At 67.5% G+C, this 16,805-nt stretch carries 10 protein-coding genes and 1 pseudogene; 6 read left to right on the forward strand and 5 right to left on the reverse strand.

Going from position 1 to position 16,805, the window contains the following annotated elements; genetic code table 11:
* Nucleotides 1-362, reverse strand: a pseudogene (locus tag ACWEO7_RS29520) (4Fe-4S dicluster domain-containing protein); the annotation flags it as partial.
* Between the two features lie 271 nt (nucleotides 363-633).
* On the opposite strand from ACWEO7_RS29520, the gene ACWEO7_RS29525 reads away from it, so the two are divergent.
* The 4 genes from ACWEO7_RS29525 (at nucleotide 634) to ACWEO7_RS29540 (ending at nucleotide 8,354) form a co-directional block, all read left to right on the forward strand.
* Nucleotides 634-1,551 carry a universal stress protein gene (locus tag ACWEO7_RS29525; RefSeq protein ID WP_452428045.1) on the forward strand — a complete coding sequence of 306 codons (918 nt, stop codon included), beginning with the start codon at nucleotides 634-636 and terminating at the stop codon, nucleotides 1,549-1,551.
* A 107-nt stretch (nucleotides 1,552-1,658) separates the two neighbouring features.
* Complete coding sequence (locus tag ACWEO7_RS29530; RefSeq protein WP_452428047.1) at nucleotides 1,659-2,144, forward strand: DoxX family protein; 486 nt, start codon at nucleotides 1,659-1,661, stop codon at nucleotides 2,142-2,144.
* A gap of 355 nt (nucleotides 2,145-2,499) precedes the next feature.
* Nucleotides 2,500-3,957 carry an amidase gene (locus tag ACWEO7_RS29535; protein WP_452428049.1) on the forward strand — a complete coding sequence of 486 codons (1,458 nt, stop codon included), beginning with the start codon at nucleotides 2,500-2,502 and terminating at the stop codon, nucleotides 3,955-3,957.
* A 254-nt stretch (nucleotides 3,958-4,211) separates the two neighbouring features.
* Entirely contained in the window at nucleotides 4,212-8,354 is a 4,143-nt protein-coding gene (locus tag ACWEO7_RS29540; RefSeq protein WP_452428051.1) for an nSTAND1 domain-containing NTPase, read from the forward strand.
* A 3-nt stretch (nucleotides 8,355-8,357) separates the two neighbouring features.
* Here ACWEO7_RS29540 and ACWEO7_RS29545 read toward each other — a convergent pair whose 3' ends face one another.
* A complete protein-coding gene (locus ACWEO7_RS29545) occupies nucleotides 8,358-9,104 on the reverse strand; it encodes a hypothetical protein (RefSeq protein WP_452428053.1) in 747 nt (248 codons plus the stop codon).
* A 1,247-nt stretch (nucleotides 9,105-10,351) separates the two neighbouring features.
* On the reverse strand, nucleotides 10,352-11,029 hold the full coding sequence (locus ACWEO7_RS29550) for a hemerythrin domain-containing protein (protein WP_452428055.1): 678 nt from the start codon (nucleotides 11,027-11,029) through the stop codon (nucleotides 10,352-10,354).
* A 104-nt stretch (nucleotides 11,030-11,133) separates the two neighbouring features.
* On the opposite strand from ACWEO7_RS29550, the gene ACWEO7_RS29555 reads away from it, so the two are divergent.
* Both ACWEO7_RS29555 and ACWEO7_RS29560 read left to right on the forward strand, forming a co-directional pair.
* Nucleotides 11,134-14,427 (forward strand): BTAD domain-containing putative transcriptional regulator, encoded by a 3,294-nt coding sequence (locus ACWEO7_RS29555; RefSeq protein ID WP_452428057.1) that lies wholly within the window; start codon nucleotides 11,134-11,136, stop codon nucleotides 14,425-14,427.
* 73 nt (nucleotides 14,428-14,500) lie between these two features.
* Nucleotides 14,501-14,956 (forward strand): nitroreductase family deazaflavin-dependent oxidoreductase, encoded by a 456-nt coding sequence (locus ACWEO7_RS29560; protein ID WP_452428059.1) that lies wholly within the window; start codon nucleotides 14,501-14,503, stop codon nucleotides 14,954-14,956.
* Here the strand turns inward: ACWEO7_RS29560 and ACWEO7_RS29565 are convergent.
* Together ACWEO7_RS29565 and ACWEO7_RS29570 are read right to left on the reverse strand one after the other, a co-directional pair.
* On the reverse strand, nucleotides 14,920-15,636 hold the full coding sequence (locus tag ACWEO7_RS29565; protein WP_452428061.1) for an SRPBCC family protein: 717 nt from the start codon (nucleotides 15,634-15,636) through the stop codon (nucleotides 14,920-14,922). The genes ACWEO7_RS29560 and ACWEO7_RS29565 overlap by 37 nt on opposite strands.
* Nucleotides 15,637-15,756: 120 nt before the next feature.
* Nucleotides 15,757-16,752 carry an Acg family FMN-binding oxidoreductase gene (locus ACWEO7_RS29570; RefSeq protein ID WP_452428062.1) on the reverse strand — a complete coding sequence of 332 codons (996 nt, stop codon included), beginning with the start codon at nucleotides 16,750-16,752 and terminating at the stop codon, nucleotides 15,757-15,759.
* Nucleotides 16,753-16,805 lie beyond the last annotated feature (53 nt).

Consider the following 16,805-nt stretch of genomic DNA (forward strand, 5'->3'; position numbering starts at 1 on the left):
AGGTCGCAGCCGCGGACGCCGAGGAACGCGGAGCGGACCGGCGTTTCTTCGACGGGTTCCAGCTCGAGATCCGGTCCGAACTGCCCGATCTTGCGACGCGGCGGATGCAGGAACTGCTTCCAGGAGCCCGGCCCGGCCGAATGGGCGAACACCGCCGCGTCGTCGCGGCGGCGCAGCCGATACCGGCCGGGCGCGGTCTCCACACCCCACCCAGCGGGCAGTCGCCTGCCGGAGTCCAGTTCGTCCAGGACGATCGCGCCATCGCGCACCTGCGGACCGATGACGCGGTATCCCCGGTCGCGCAGCACGTCCACCAGACGATCCAGACCAGCACGATCGATCACCACGGTGTCGTCAGGCATGGTCGAGACCCCTGTCCGATCAGATATAGCCGTCCGTTTCCGAGTCTCGTCAACCGGGAGATGCACCACGAGGGACCAAGGTCCCGAATCGCGATTGCCGACGGCATCGGGCCCAGCGGCGACGCTCCAGAGGCCCGGCTTGCACTCCCTCGAGTGGTCTTTGGTCCCTGCTCTCGAGGACGATCAGCCGCATTCGAGCCTGTGCTACGGCTCATACCGTTGAGTCGGCGCCCGGCTGGGTGCTACGCGACCACAGGCTCGGGAGGCCCTCATGACAGAGCAGCGATTCGACGACCCGCATCACCTCGCCACGGCGAAAATCGTTGTCGGCGTGGACGGTTCGGACGGGTCGTGGACCGCCCTCCGGTGGGCGGCGCGGTTCGCGGCCGACCGCGGACGCGAACTCGAGATCCTCCACGGCATGGACGCGGTGGGCAACGACTGGGTACTCGGCGACTACGAGGTCGTGATCCCCTCGGTCCTCGACGTCATCCGGCAACAGGGACAGGATGTGGTCGCCCGGGCCGAACGCGTGGCCCGATCGGTCGCACCCGAGTTGCGTATCTCGTCTCGCGCGACCACCGACACCGGGAAGCAATTGCTGATCGAGCACAGCGCGGAGGCGTACGCGGTCGTGCTCGGTGCGACCGGGAACGCAGGGACGTTCGCCCACCTCGGCTCCACGCTGCTGGCCGTGACCGCTCACGCGCGCGGCGCGGTGGTCGTCGTGCGGACCGACCCCGACGCCGACGGCACGGTCCACACATCCGGACCGGTGGTGGTCGGCGTGGACGGCAGCCCCGTCGGCGACGCGGCTATCGAGGCAGCCTTCACCGAAGCGGCCGAACGCGATGTCGAACTCGTCGCCGTCCATGTGTGGAGCGACTGGGACTCCGGGCGGTTCGCCGGTCACGCCCACCGGGCCGAGGCCGAACTCGACAACATCGAGCGGGCGGTTCTCGCCGAGCGTGTCGCGGGGTGGCAGGAGAAGTTCCCCGAGGTTCGCGTCGCACGGAAGGTCGAGGTTTCCGCGCCGGCGTCGCACCTGCTGTCCTGGTCGAACGTGGCGCAGTTGCTGGTCGTTGGCAGTCGCGGCCGGGGTGGTTTCGCGGGCATGCTGCTCGGTTCCACCGCCAATACTCTGGTGCAGCATGCCTCGTGCCCGGTCATGGTCGTCCACCCGCGATGACCGAGGGCGGGCAGAGGTCGGTGTGGCTTCGACGCACACGGCGGTAGCCGCCACGGTGCTGCCCGTCGGATCACGGCGGACCGTGTGATATCGGGAGGCGAGTGCCGATGGCGGCGACGGATCAGTGGCCGTGGCCGCGCATCCTCGGCGCGGACGGCCCGGCGGCAGTGATCTGTATCCGGTTGGCGGTGGGGCTGGTGTTCCTCAGTGAGGGGATTCAGAAGTACCTGTATCCGGACAAACTGGGGCCGGGCCGGTTCGACAAGATCGGCATCCCCGCGCCGACGTTCTTCGCGAACTTCGACGGTGTCATCGAAATCGCTTGCGGCGTCATGATCGTCATCGGACTGCTGACCCGCTTCGCCGCGCTGCCGTTGCTGGTCGATATCAGCTTGGCGATCGTCTTCACCAAGTTGCGTGAGCTGCGCCCGGGCGGGTTCCAAGGAGTGGAAGGCTTCTGGGGAATGGTCCACGACGCGCGCACCGATGTCGCGATGTTGCTCGGGTTGATCTTCCTGATCTGGGCCGGGCCCGGCCGCTGGTCACTGGATGCGTGGCTCACCCGCCGTGCTCGGCACGAGGTCCCTGCGTAGTCCCGCCGTACGAGCATGCGGGTGACTTCGAAATATTGCGGTCGCAGCCTTCAGCTGAGCTGCTCAGCTAGCCCACAAATCCTTTCGGACAGTGGTCACTGTCATGCCCCCGACATGGCGGGTCTGGCTGCGCCGTGTGGGCCATCCATTGCCCTCTTGATTCATGGTGTTTCAACATTCCGCCCTATTGGCAGAAGTTGCCCAGTGTGCCTGCCTCGCACATGAATCATCCTCTGCCGGAACAGTTTTCGAAACCCGACGAGGCATGTATACAATCCGATCCGGTACGGCGAGGCCCGGCTGATACTTCGGCGAGGAACGCCGAGCGCGAACCCTCGGGTGAAAAGGAGACATCATGTCCGGACTGGAGTTCGCGACTCTACGTGATCAGGTGGCCGCGCTGCAGACGAAAACCATCTCGGCCACCGAACTGCTCGAGCTGACCATCGCGCGGATCGAAAAGTTCGACGACAAAGTCAACGCCGTTGTGGTGCGGGATTTCGACCGCGCCCGCGCCGCCGCGAAGCACGCCGACGCGGCGCTGGCGCGCGGTGAGCGCGCACCGTTACTCGGCGTGCCGGTGGCGGTGAAGGAATCCTTCAATGTCGCGGGTCTGCCGACGACGTGGGGATTTCCCGATGCGAAGGATTGGCAGCCTGCCGAGGACGCGGCGTTGGTGACGCGGGTGAAGGGTGCGGGTCGGGTCGTCATCGGCAAGACCAATGTGCCGCGCGCCCTGCACGACTGGCAGTCCTACAACGACATCTACGGCACAACCAACAACCCGTGGGACCTGACACGCTCGCCCGGCGGCTCCTCCGGCGGCTCGTCCGCCGCACTCGCGGCAGGGTATGTCTCGCTGGCGCTCGGCTCCGACATCGGCGGCTCGCTGCGGGTACCAGCGCATTTCTGCGGCATATACGCCCACAAGCCGTCACGGACGCTGCTGCCGGGTCGGGGAAATACGCCGCCTCGGACGCCTGCGTTGCCAGCTCCGCAAGACCTCCCCGTGGTCGGGCCCATGACACGCAGTGCTGCCGACCTGACGTTGGCGACCCTGTTACTCGCCGGCCCCGACGAGGTGGAAGCGGTCGCTTACAAGCTTGCGCTGCCACCGCCGCGCAGCGCCGTGTTCGACGACTTCCGGGTGCTGGTCATCGACACTCATCCGTTGTTGCCGACGTCGACCGTCATCCGCGATGGGTTCGACCGGATCGCTCGAGGGCTCGAAAAGGCTGGTGCCGCAGTCGCCCGGGACAGCGCGCTGCTGCCCGACCTCACATTGACGGCGAACACCTACCTGACCTTGCTGATGTCGCAGTTCGGCGCGGATGCGCCAGTCGATACCTACCGAGCGCTCCAAGCCGCCGTCGCCGACATTCCGCCGAACACCGACCGTCCGGAGGATGTCATCCGCCGAGCGTTCGTGGCCGGCCACGGCGACTGGATCAGGGCCGACCGCGTCCGCATCGGCCTGGCCGACAAGTGGCGACGCCTGTTCGACGAATTCGACGTGGTGCTGTGCCCGATCACGCCGACGCCTGCCTTCCCGCATGACCATTCGGACATGGACACTCGCACTATCGACATCGACGGCACCACACACCCGTATAACTACCACTTGGTGTGGGCGAGTATCGCGACACTGCTCGGGCTACCGTCGACCGCAGCACCGATCGGGCGCTCACCCGAAGGGCTGCCCTTCGGCATGCAGATCATCGGCCCCTATCTCGAAGACCACACCACGTTGCGGTTCGCAGAGTTGATCGAGCAGGAGTTCGGCGGATTCAGCCCTCCGCCCGGTTTCGTATGAGTTAGGTCGGCCCCGCCGCTCGAGGGAGAGCCGACCTCGCTGACGTTCTCGGCGACAGCGCTGGGGTAACACCCGAGCACGTCGAGCCACCGCCCGAGAAGTATCTGAAAGTTCGCTCACGTCGCGGGCTCGAAGGGTGCGCTGATCGGATCCGGTGACGAACCGGTAAAACCGCTGTGCGCGTCGGCTGGAGCGGTAGCGTTGTTCCGGCACTCGGCTTTGTGCCTGCGCCCGGCTTTCGCCGGGACGACGGGATGGCGATCGCTGGAGGAGTGGTGGCCCGGGTATTCATCAGTCACGCCGGCGCAGACCGGGCGTGGGCCGACGAGATCCACGGTTGGCTGGTCGCGGAGCGGCACGAGGTGTTCCTGGACCAGCATCCGGTCGACGGCCTGGCCGCGGGGGAGGAATGGGAGCAGCGGCTCTACGAGCGTTTGCGATGGGCCGACGCGGTGGTCTGCGTCATCACCCCGACCTACCTTCGATCTGCCTGGTGCGCAATCGAAATCGGCATCGCGAAAACCCTCGGGAGCAGATTGCTACCAGTGCGTGCGGCGGCGGGCGCGACACATCCGCTGCTGAAATCGATCCAGCAGCCCGACGCCGTGGCCGATGCCGAGGCGGCGCGGGCTGGACTGGCGCGATCGTTGCGAACACTGGACGAGGGCGGGGGATCGGGCTGGCCGGACGACCAGTCGCCGTACCCGGGCTTGGCGTCGTTCGAGCGCGCGCAGCACCGGGTCTTCTTCGGGCGGGCACGGGAGGCGAGCGCGATCGCTGAGCGATTGCGCGCCCCCGCCCTCCGATCCACCCCCTCGGTCTTGCTGGTCATCGGACCGTCAGGGTGCGGCAAGTCCTCCCTGGTGCGCGCCGGTGTCATTCCGTTGATCGCGGATGAAAACTATTGGCTGCCGCTGGAGCCGATGACGCCCGGCGCGGACCCGGCGGGTGCGCTTGCCCGGACGTTGGCGATCGCCGGGCGACGGACCGGACTCGACTGGCAGCTGTCGTCGGTGCGCGACCGCCTGGCGAAAGACGGCTTGCGAGACGTCTCGGATGAGATATTGATCGCGGACGAGTCGAGCCGCCGACGCAAACTGCTGTTGGTGGTCGACCAATTCGAGGAATTGTTCCGACGCGCCGAGCCCGCGCAGCGCGCGGAGTTCACCGAACTGCTCGCCCCGGCGATCGGCGGGCCCGTGCAAGTGCTGGCCACCTTGCGGACGGAATTCTTGGACCAAATGATCGTCGATCCTGCGATGAGCGCCTTGTCGACCGAGACGTATCCTTTGCGCCCACTGCGGAAAGACGGACTCCGGGAGGTCATCGAACGGCCTGCGCGGGTGGCCGGTTTCCGCATCGACGACGGCCTCGTCACCGAACTGCTCGCCGACACCGACAGCGGTGAGGCGCTGCCCTTGCTGGCATTCGCGCTGGAGCGACTGGCCGACGGTGTGCACCGCGGTGGGACGCTCTCATTACAACGCTACGACCAAACCGGCGGCGTGCGAGGCGCGCTGGTCCGTCAGGCCGAAGTGGCGCTGGCGGAAGCCCGCGCGGCTACCACCCTCACCGACAGTCAGATCATCGATGTGATGCTGCGCCTGGTCACCGTCGACGAACGGGGTGTGCCCACCCGCGCGCGGATACCGCGCGACGAGCTGACCGAAACCGACGCCACGGTCATCGACGCGTTCGTCACGCAACGACTGCTCACCATCGATGAAGAAGACAGACGAATCGTCGTCTCGGCGGCGCACGAAGCGTTTCTGCAACACTGGCCGCTACTGCGAGACGCGATCGAGGAGGAGGGCAAGGCGCTGCGCGCCCGCCGCGCGATCGAGAACGCCGCCGCCGACTGGACTCAGGACCGAGCGGCGACCAGGCTCTGGGAGGGCGGACGACTGGAGTCGGCGATGGACGACACCGGCGCACGCATGCGCGTCCAACGCAGGCCGAATCTGCGCACGTGGCCACCGCGCCTACGTCGACTGGCGACCAACCGTGTCGACCTCAGCTCCAGTGCGAAGGAATTTCTCGAGCGCAGCTATCGCAGAGATCGCTTCCGGCGTGGGCGCGCTACGGTCGTGCTGTCCACTCTGCTCGTCGCCGCGCTGGTCGCCGCGACGATCGCGGTGATCCAGCAGCGCAAGGCTGTCGACCAGCAACGCACAACTGTCGCACGCGCGCTGCTCACGGATGCGCAAGGCCTGTTTCAAGCCGAACCGCGCACTTCGATCCGTCTCGCGCTGGCTGCCGACACCATCCACCCAAGCGTCGAAACCCGCAATTGGCTGCTGGACTGGCTCGCCACCACCTACTACGGCGGTACGCTCGAAGGCAACGGACGAGACGTGAGCCATACCGTGTTCTCCCCGGACGGTCACATGCTCGCGGTACAGACCTATGACGGCGTCATCGCACTGTGGGATCTCACAGATCCGCGCGGACCGCGCCGGTCCGGCGACCCGCTGACCGGCCCGAGTACCCTCGCGGAGCCTGTGTTTTCACCGGACGGACGCCGACTACTGACCGGTGCGGGGATCGATATCGACGCCAGGAACGCCAGACTCGGCATGGTCTCGCACGATCACACCTTCGACGGAAACGGCCTGGAAGGCGTCCTGGAGTGGGATGTCAGCGATCCGAGCCATCGGCTGGTCGGCAAACGCCTGCTGCCGGATATCGATGAGAAGACACGAATGGTGCTGGACTCCGGTGGGGCCTTCGGGGTCACTTTCGGCTGGACTCAGCCGACGCGGCTGTGGGACTTCACTGGTCCGCCGCGACCGGTGACGCTGGCACCCCCGGAACAACACGCCGATGCGGTCGCCATTTCGCCCGATCGGCGGACACTCGCCACCGGTGTTCCCGGAGGTGTATTGCTGTGGGACATTTCTGATCTCGGCACACCACACCAGATCGGGAGAATCGAAGTCCAATTGCCCGGACGATCGCCACTCGGCCCCGACGGACTTGCCTTCTCACCAGGCGGGGGAATCTTGGCGGTCTATCTGGACTTCGCCGGGCTCACCCGCTGGGACGTGGGGGATCCCACCCACCCGCAACAGCTGGGTGCGGCTATGCGAGCGACCCGCCATTTCGCATTCGCGCCGGCGGGTCGACTCGCCGTAGCGTATGGCAACGCGGCATACCTTTACGATCTCGATGATCCAGCAAACCCGCGACAGTGGCGCGGGGCCTGGGTCGGCCAGCCGAGCGATGTCAGCGCCGTGGGGGTCGCCAGCACCGGCCGAGTTGCCACCGGTGCTCGTGATGGTCGCGTCACATTGTGGGACAGCGAATTTCGTGTTCAGCCCAAGCCTGCCGGACCGTCGTTGCACGGAAGTTTCGATAGGAAGAGGCCACCCTGTTGTGTCACCACGGTCGGTGACCTGATGGCGATCGGCGGCGCCAACGGCAACGTCGACCTCTGGGATATCTCGAACCCGCGAGTCCCGCTCCGACTCGCCACCTGGAATGCCGAGCACGTGGATTTCTCGAGGAACGATCGCCGACTGTCGGCGGTCGCCCTGTCCGCTGACGGCAAGACGGTGGCCACAGGCGGGCCGGACCGGACGGTATCGCTGTGGGACATCAGCGACCGCGCCCATCCTCGCCGTCTCGGGCCACCTCTGACCGGGCTCGGCGGAATCGTGCGGGCGATCGTGTTCACACCGGACGGTTATCGCCTCGCCGCGGGCTCCGACAAGAACTCTCTGGTGTGGGACATCAGCAAGCGGGAAGCACCGCGTCGGATGGGGCGCGGGTTGCGCGGCCGTCCGGTAACAGGACTGACATTCACCGATGGCCGCCTATTCGCCCTCGGCTGGAACGGCGGGGATGCCGCCTTATGGGACCTCACGAATCCCGATGAACCGTCGTTGGCCGGCACGGCACCCACCAGAGTGATGGTCGGTAGGCTCGCGTACTCGCCCGCCGCGCGAGTCCTGGTCACGAGCAGTACGGACAAGACCATACAGCTCTGGGACATGAAGGATCTCGCACATCCGCGTCGCCTCGGCGACCCGCTGCGGGACACCATGGGTGGCGATGCAGACGTGATCTTCGATCAGACCGGCCGCCTGCTCGCGGAACTGGGGTTGGACGGGAGGATCCTTCTGTGGGATATCACTGACCCCGCACGTCCAGTACAAGTCGGCGACCCGATCGACGCCAGGGCCGATGCGGTGGCCGGTGCCCAATTGAGCACGGACGGCGACACACTGGTCGCGGTGTACAGCGACGGCCCAGCGGTCATCTGGGACTTGAGCGCGCTGAACGAATTGCGTCGACGAACGGTCGAAATCGCCTGCGCGACTGTGGGCACGGGGCTCGATCCCGCCGGCTGGCAGCAATATGTCCCGACGATCGAATACCGCCGGACTTGCCCGTAGCGTTTACGGCTTGCGTGTCAGCCGCACCGCCCGGCCACCATTTCTGTCAGTAATGAGGATCTCGCCGTGCGGATCGACGGCGATCCCGCTGATCGCGCCGAGCTCGGCGTACGGCAACCGAATCGGCGCCGTCGATCCGGCCGGAATCCGCCACAATCTCCCGTCCTGTGTGGACGCGCCGACCATACTGGCCGTGTCCGGAATCCAGGCGTTGTCGGCCAGCAGCAGCGCTCCGTCGTGATCGAAGGCGAGCGCGGCGACCGCTTCGCCGGCAGGTAGCGGCGTTTCGGCGGGCGTCACCGACCCCGGCGGGATACGCAGCAGTCTGTTGACCGGGGCGGTGCTAGTCACCACCAACTCGCCGGCGTCCGAGACCGTGATCGGCGCACCGAGGTGATCGACCGTCAACAGCACAACCTGCGTACTGGAGCCTGCCGGGAACTTCAAGATGCGGGCATTGTCCGGGTCGGTGATGTACACATTCCCCGTACGGTCGACCGCGACGCCGGCTCCGTTCGCACGTTCGGAGCTTTTCAGGTCGGCCGCGCCGAACCCCACCAGCGGCAACGGCGCGACATTTTTCGTGTCGGCCGCCACCTTCAGCACCTGACCGTGCTGATAGTCGCAGACATAGAGCTGAGCGTCCTGTCCGATGGCGAAACCCGAGGGCCAGTGCAGATCCGGCAGACCGATGCGCTCCGGAGTGTATCGCCCGGCCGGCAGCCGCTGGATTCCCTCGTTCTCGGACACGTAGACGTCTCCGCTCGCGGATACCGCGACACCACTCGGCCCCGAAACCGGCATCGGCAACTCGGCTTGCGCCGCCCAGCCCCACGTGTCCCGGTTCGAACGTTGATCCGGCCACCACACCCAAACCGCAACTCCCACTGCCACCACCACGACAACCCCCGCCGCGATCCACCCTCCCCTCGAACGCAGCCTCATACGCCGATTATCCAATCGCCCGCGCCACTTCGCGCCTGTGTTCGAGCGCTAGGGTGCGGTCGTACCACCCGGAACGGACAGGGGAGCGGGGTGAGACCTCATCAAACTTTCTCGCGTGCTGAACGGAGATCGTCGATCACCGCCAGATTGGCGGAATAGACTTCTCGCCCCGCTCGTGTCTCGTTGCCGGTCGCGCTCGGTCAGGGCGTGTTCGGTGATCTGTCGCGCCGCAACGAGATCACCGAGGCGGTAGTAGTTGGACGAAGCTACGAAAGACCAGGGTGAACATTGCCGAAAGCGCAGTGTTCGAGCCGATTTGGCGATAGCATCGTGGCTTGGAGATGCGACTCCGAAGAATCCGTGTCCGGGGGAGGAACGTGGATCTCATGACGACCAGCGATTTGATACCCACTTCGCGGCGCGCGCTGCTGCGTTTGGCGGTAGGCGTCGGAATAACCGCTGTAGCCGGGCCTTTGCTGATAGGGAACGCTGCACCGGCTTCGGCCACCCAGCGCCTTTGGAAGAGGTGTGCGCGTTGCAGGGGTCTCTGGTTCTCCGGCAACGGTACCCGCGGGGGCTGCCCAGCAGGCGATATCCTCGACGGCGGCCACCACGACGATGGAACCAGCGACTACATCTTGAAGGAAGACCCTGATGGCGGACAGGGCCAATCCCAGTGGTATTGGTGTAAGTACTGTCAGGGGCTTTGGTTCGGGGGGAATAATGGTTTCTTCGGGGTATGCCCTGCGCCTTCTGGCGGCTTTTCTTCCCATTCGAATATCGGATCCGGCAATTACCGACTGGAAGACGTGACCAATCGGGACGGGGTAGGAGGAGAACCCAAGTGGCGCTGGTGCCGTAAATGTTCAGGCTTGTTCTATGACGGCTATACTCCAGCAGCCTCAGGTGTTTGCCCGGCCGACCATCAGCACCACGACATCATAGGTAGCGGTAACTACATTCTCCGCGCCGCAAATTCGACACGGCTACCGTCACCGCCCTACTGATCCCACCGTCGAACGCATTGCCGAGCGGCATCCGACCGTGCGTGCTCACCACTCCGGATCAGCGTGGTAGATCTCGCGGTATTCCTTGGCGAAGACGCGGCGGCCGAGCAGACGCCACGCGAGCCGGGCGGGAAGTGGCATCTCGGCGAGGATTTTCCGACGGTCGTCGTCGGAGACGCCTTGCAGGATGAAGCCGAGGAAGACCAACTGGCGGTCCTTGGGCATGTGCTCGCGGCCGCGTTCGCCGAGAGCCTGCCATTCGAGCGCGGTCATGACGTTCTCGACCACGGGCAGGATGTGCCGCTCCTCCTCGGCCATGTGCTCGTCGAGGGTATCGGACAGCGCCCGCAGCGTGGCCGCGAGCCGGTCCCGAACCGACGGGTCGGCGGCGGTGGCGAACTCGGTCCCGTCGCGGTGGGCGCGCTCGGTGAGTTCGGCGATCCGCTCGTGCTGTTCCTCCATGCGCAACACCAGGGCGGCGTCCGAGGAGGCGCGCTCGAGCAGGATCGGCCACATGAGCTCGTCCTCGCCGGTGTGATGGTGGTGCAGGCCGTCGCCGAGTTCGTCGAGGAAGATGATCAGGCGCCGGGCGCGCTCGACGTCTCCGGGCGCCACCGCCGCGACGAGGCCGGGCAGAGCGCTGAAGTGCCTGCGGAAAGCGTTGTGCAAGACGACCATGTCGTAGGTGTCGGGGCGGCCGGGAACGGTGCCGGTGGCGTTCATGCGGTGCTCCTGTCGTGGTGGTGAACTGCGACGACTGTGCGGCCCGCCGCTTGCAGCCCACTTGTAAGGCACTGCATGGGGGTCGGTCTTAGACTTGGCGCGTCATGGTTCGGATCCGGGTGCTCGGCGCGCTGACCGCGGCGGACGAGCGGGGCGAACTCGATCTCGGCGGTCCGCGGCAACGAGGCGTTCTGGCGCGGCTGCTGGTCGCTCGGGGCGAGGTCGTGCCGGTCGATCGCCTCATCGATGACCTGTGGCGGGGTGAGCCGCCGCCGCGGGCACTCGGCGCACTGCAGGCCTACGTCTCCAACCTGCGGCGATTGCTGGAGCCGCAGCGGGCGCCGCGCACACCCGCCACCGTTCTGATCAGCCGGACCCCCGGCTACGCGGTCCGTCTCGCCACCGAGGACGTGGACGCATGGCTCTTCGGCGCGGAACTCGACATCGCTGGACAGCAGGGCGATCCGCGCGAGCGACGGCGCACGCTGGACCGCGCGCTCGCCCGCTGGCAGGGCCCCGCCTACGCCGCCTACGCGGCGGAGCCGTGGGCGGCCGCGGAAGCGGCGCGGCTGGAGGAATTACGGCTGGGCGCACGCGAGCAACTCGCGGCAGCCCTGCTCGAACTCGACGAGCCGGCGCTCGCCGCTGCCGAGGCCGAGGTCTTGAGCAAGGAGCACCCGCTGCGGGAGGAGGCGTGGCGGCTGACAGCGCTGGCTCGATATCGGGCGGGCCGCCAAGCCGACGCGCTGAGCGCCCTGCGGCAGGCCCGCAACGTTCTCGCGAACGAACTCGGCATAGATCCGGGTCCGGCTTTGATCCGGCTGGAGGCGGACATCCTCGCGCAACGAATCCCGCTGCGCGAGCGGGCGATTGCACTCCCACAGACACCGTCCACGTCCGCAGCGGCCGCGAGCGCCCCGCAGGCCCAGCCTAATCCGGGATTGTTCGGCCGAACCGGAGAACTCGCCGCGCTGCGCGACGCGGCCGCCGGTGCCGGTCCTCGGTCGGCGACTGTGGCGGGTGAAGCCGGCAGTGGGAAATCCACTCTGCTGCAGCACTTCGGCGCCGACTTGCGCGCGAACGGGCACCGGGTGGTGATCGGCCGGTGCCCGGAGGACGACGCCGCTCCGTCGGCTTGGCCTTGGGTCGAGATCCTGCGCGCCTTGGCCCGCGAGCACGATCCCGGCGGCTTCGCGGCCGCCCTGGCGCCGCTGCTCACCGACGGCGCCGGTGCACAGGACGCCGACCGCGACCATGGCCGTTTCCTGCTACATCGGGCGGTGTGCGGCTACCTGAGCGCCGTCGCCGCCGTCGCCCCGTTGGCGATCCTGCTCGATGACGTCCATCGGGGCGACACCGAGACAGCGGCGTTGCTCACCGCGGTGGCGACCCAGGTACCGGGGCTCGTCGTGATCGGCTACCGCCCCGACGAGGTGCCGCCGACGTTGGCAGACGCGCTCGCGGCCCTTGCCACCACCGTCCGCGCCCGGGTTCGCCTGCGCGGCCTCGGCGTCGAGGACAGCGGTCGCCTGATCACCGCCCTGACCGGCAGCACACCGGCGGCCGCGGTGGTCAGGATGTTGCACGAACGCACCGGTGGGAATCCGTTTTATCTCATCGAGGTCGCACGTCTGCTGCAGAGCGAGGGCGAGCTGGTCGCCGCGTCGGACGTTCCGGAGGGCGTGCGTGACGTGCTGCGCCGCAGGCTTTCCCGGCTTCCCGAGACCGGGGTGGCGCTGCTGCGGTTGGCCGCGGTGATCGGCCGGGAGTTCGATGTCGCGGTGCTGGTGCGCGCGGCCGAGGTGCCTGAGGACGACGTGCTCGACGCGGTGGAAGCGGGGGTGCTCTCCGGGCTCTTGGACGAACCGGCCAGCGGGCGAGCGCGTTTCACGCACGTTTTGGTGCGGGACACGCTGCTCGGCGACCTCTCCCGGATCCGCCGTAACCGATGGCATCGGCGGGTCGCCGCCGCGATCGAGGAGATCGATCCGGGCGATCTCGCGGCTTTGGCCCACCACTACGGCGAGTCGGTGACCCCGGAGACGGCACGACGGGCCGCCGACTACGCCGTGGCGGCAGCCGAGCGGGCCGAGCGGCGCTACGCCCACGACGTCGCCGCGGCCGGGTATGAACGCGCGGCCGCCGCGCTCGAGCGTCACACCGGCGCCGACACCGTCGAGGAACGGGTCGCGATGCTGTGCCGGGCGGGTCGCAGTCATCTCGCCGGTGGCGCCGGGCTCGCCGCTCGAACCGCTCGGCACCGGGCCGCAGCGCTGGCCGAGGAGGCCGGCCGGGTCGATCTGCTGGTACGGGCGTTCACCGCCTGGGACACACCTACCCCGTGGATGAATCGGCAGTACGGCGTGGTCGAGCACAGGGTCGTCGGTTGGATAGAGGACGCGCTACGTTCCCCTGGCCTCACTCCCGCCGACCGGTGCCGGCTGCTGGTGACCCTCGTCGACGAGATCGGCGGCGAGGTCGGCGAACGCGCGGCGGTGGCCGCCGCCGAGGCCGAAGCTCTGGCCCGCCGACTCGGCGACGACGCGCTGCTCGCTCCCGCGCTGCAAGCGCAGGCCTCGCTGTACGACTCGCCGGAGCGCGGCCCGCTCGGAGCCGAGTTGATCGAGGTCGGGCGGCGCACCGACCGGAGCGATTACCTGCTCCTCGGCCACACGGTCGCGGTTCAGGCCGCCGCGTCCGCGGCTGACGTCGCCGCCGTGCGCGAGCACCTCCAGGCGGCCACCGTGCTGGCAGACCGCTATCAGTGGCGGCAGGCGCAGGTGGCGAACGCTATGGCGTGCGGGCTGGTGGCGCTCGTGACCGGTGATCCCGACACGGCCGAGCAGCACTATCTGCGAGCCAACGAACTGCTGACCCGCGCGGGCATTTTCAATGCGGGCGGAATCCTGGCCATGGCGTTGTTCGTGGTGCGGCTGCACCAGGGCCGCGCCGGTGAACTGGCCGATATGGCCGGCGCATTCGCCGACAGCGCCGTCCCCGCGACCGTCGACGCCATGGTGGATTTTCTGGTGCTGGCCCTGCTCTCGGCCGGCGACCGGGCGGAAGCGGCGCGGGTCCGGCGCCGGGCCCGGCCGATCCGCGACGACGTGTTCCGATCGCTGTTTCTCACACTGCGCGGCATGGCGGTCGCGACACTGGGCACGCCCACCGAGGCCGCCGCGCTCTACCGCGATCTGCTTCCCTACCGGGACCGGCTCGGTGGCGCCGACACCGGTTCCTACGCGGTCGGTCCGGTCGACACCGTTCTCGGTGACCTGGCGGCCCGGCGCGGCGATGCCGAACTCGCCGCCGCGCACTACCGGGCCGCGCTCCACGTCGCCCAACGCTGCGGCAACCCCACTTGGATCGCGGCCGCGGCCGAACGCCTCGAGCGCTGACGCTTCACTGGTCGCTCACAAGTCGGACCCGGACCATCGTTCCCGACGATCCCGACCGACCGAGGAGTACCCGATGCCGAATACCCGCCGCTTTCGCGCGGCCACCGATCTGTACCTCAAGACCGTGACCACCGCGCACCGCAAGTTGCTCGACATCAGCGGCGGCCGCGCCGGCACTCGATTCAAGAAGATGCCCACCCTGGCTCTCACCACCACCGGACGGCGAACAGGGTTGCCGCGCACCGTGATCCTCACCGTTCCCGTCGTGGAGGGCGACAGTTATCTGATCGTCGCTTCGCGGGGCGGAGACGACATCTCCCCGGATTGGTTCCACAACCTGTGTGCCGATCCCGCGGTCGAGGTGTCGTTCCAGCACGGCGCGAAACAACCGATGACTGCCCGCGTGCTCTCCCCGGAGGAACGCGATCGGCGGTGGCCGCAGGTCGTCGCGGCGTACCCGGGGTACGAGACCTACCAGAAGCGGACCACCCGTCAGATCCCTTTGGTCTTGCTCAGCCCGCGCCGGTGAGTGGCGTCGCCGCGGAAGGCGGACTTAGCAGTGCCGTTGCTCCCTGCGAGTGAGCGTCCAGGTCCCAGCCGCTCGGCGCGCTGTTTGATGCCCAGCAGCATTTTGCGCTCCATTACCAGACTCCCCGGTTCCATAACGAGCTGGTAGAGCCCGCGGGTCAGCTTCGAGGAGCCGGTGAGCGCGATGCGGTTGCGACTCACCAGCCGGGTGGCTCCGTCCATCGGGTATAGCCCGAATGCCCAGACCCAGTGGCCGTCATCGGAAGCGAAGACCAATGCGTGTTCGGGTTCCAGAGCCGCGACTCGCATACGCGGGCCCGACTTGCCGAGGGCGAGATCATCACCGATGGCAAGGTTTTGGAACTGTGGCAGGATCTGCTCGGCGCTATGCATGTCGAGACCGAGCATGTTCTCGAGCCAATCGTAGGTGTACGCGCCGCCACGGCCCGGTCCCAGCTGAACCAGCCACGGCCAGATCGCGTCCGCGGCGGTGCTGATCGTGATCGCCCGCGTCGTGACGATGTCGGCGTCGACCAGTAGTTCGTCGCCGGGCATGACTCGGGCAATCTCCTCCGCTGCGGCACCCCAGGTCAAGCATCTGGTGCGCCAGAAGGCCCGATAGGCTATCGCGAGCCCGGCGAGGGCCGATGCGCCGGCTGCGGCAATCGCGACTGTTCTCATGAGTTCCGACTCCTGGGTCGACGTGAGCGTTCGGGGATGAGGGGTGGTGCCGGTTGTACAGCGGCAGTCGATGAACCGAACACCGGCACCGTTCACGTGCCCAGCGACTCGGCTGCGAGGTCACCGAGCCGGGCGCACGGATTCCGGCATATCCAGGATCTCGTGAAGCGGCCGACGCGGTGTCGCCGGCATGCTCTGTTCCGGTTCGGGTGCGATGCCGACCCGGATCAGGACCTGCGGCAAAGCTGGATGGCGGATCAGCTCGCGCACGACCGCTCGGCTATGTGGCGTTTCGGTGAGATGCGTCAGTGGACATGTGGCATAGCCCGCGAGTGTGCACTCCAGCAACACAGTGGACAGGACCTCTCCACAACGCACCATGTCGTCGGGTGTGTCGCTGCTGGTCGACAGAACGAGAACGACCGAATGGTCGTCGGTGACCTGGCCGCGCCGGTCGCCGGTGGGGGCGGCGGGGAACGTGCGGGCCACACCGACTCGCTGCCGCTCCTCCGGCGAGACCAGGACCTCTTTCGGTACCCCTGCCTCGGCGACGACGTGCCCGGTCCACCATGACAATTCGGCGTGGTAGCCCGCATCGTAGCGGCGCAGGGCGGCGGTCATCTCCGAGGCGCGGGCCAGGGCGGGACGACTGTCGTCGCGGAGCACGTCGAGTGTGACTGCGGATGGTTCGAAGGTGGACCGAAGCACCTCTTCGAAGTCGGACCATCCGGAAGGCGCCTGGAACGGGAGCCGGTCGGTGTGCCGTCGCAGAATGGCGTCAGCGCGTGCACGGTCGCCTTCGGTGACGATTCGTGCCTCGAACGTGATCTTGGTCAGGTGTTCCCGGCGGTTCGGATCGGGAAAGCGGGCGAGGTGGATCCGCCAGCCCGCGGCGGCCATCGCGGCGCGCAGATGGTCCAGAGCGACACCGCAGCTGATCAGCAGCTGCCTGCCCGATTTGTCCGTCGCTGGGAGCATGCGTCCGGGCACGGCGAACAGACGCAGGGTGTGACCGTCGTAAGTCCAATGCCAGGGTTGGCTGTTGTGCAGCGACGGCGCCCGGCCGGCGAGCAGGACGGCTCGCTGGATGGTTTCTCCGGTCGGTTGCTCGTTCATACTGTCACGGTAGGGGTCGAGGGCCGGTGTCCGAAGGGGCCGTAGGTCCCGTA

It is taken from the genome of Nocardia sp. NPDC004260 (genome assembly GCF_053603155.1).

Excerpts from the sequence above, each read along its gene's own strand:
- ACWEO7_RS29560 (WP_452428059.1), top strand. The coding sequence starts at position 14,501 with ATGCCGAATACCCGCCGCTTTCGCGCGGCCACCGATCTGTACCTCAAG.
- ACWEO7_RS29555 (WP_452428057.1), top strand. The coding sequence starts at position 11,134 with ATGGTTCGGATCCGGGTGCTCGGCGCGCTGACCGCGGCGGACGAGCGG.
- ACWEO7_RS29525 (WP_452428045.1), top strand. The coding sequence starts at position 634 with ATGACAGAGCAGCGATTCGACGACCCGCATCACCTCGCCACGGCGAAA.
- ACWEO7_RS29565 (WP_452428061.1), bottom strand. The coding sequence starts at position 15,636 with ATGAGAACAGTCGCGATTGCCGCAGCCGGCGCATCGGCCCTCGCCGGG.
- ACWEO7_RS29550 (WP_452428055.1), bottom strand. The coding sequence starts at position 11,029 with ATGAACGCCACCGGCACCGTTCCCGGCCGCCCCGACACCTACGACATG.
- ACWEO7_RS29530 (WP_452428047.1), top strand. The coding sequence starts at position 1,659 with ATGGCGGCGACGGATCAGTGGCCGTGGCCGCGCATCCTCGGCGCGGAC.
- ACWEO7_RS29540 (WP_452428051.1), top strand. The coding sequence starts at position 4,212 with ATGGCGATCGCTGGAGGAGTGGTGGCCCGGGTATTCATCAGTCACGCC.
- ACWEO7_RS29570 (WP_452428062.1), bottom strand. The coding sequence starts at position 16,752 with ATGAACGAGCAACCGACCGGAGAAACCATCCAGCGAGCCGTCCTGCTC.
- ACWEO7_RS29535 (WP_452428049.1), top strand. The coding sequence starts at position 2,500 with ATGTCCGGACTGGAGTTCGCGACTCTACGTGATCAGGTGGCCGCGCTG.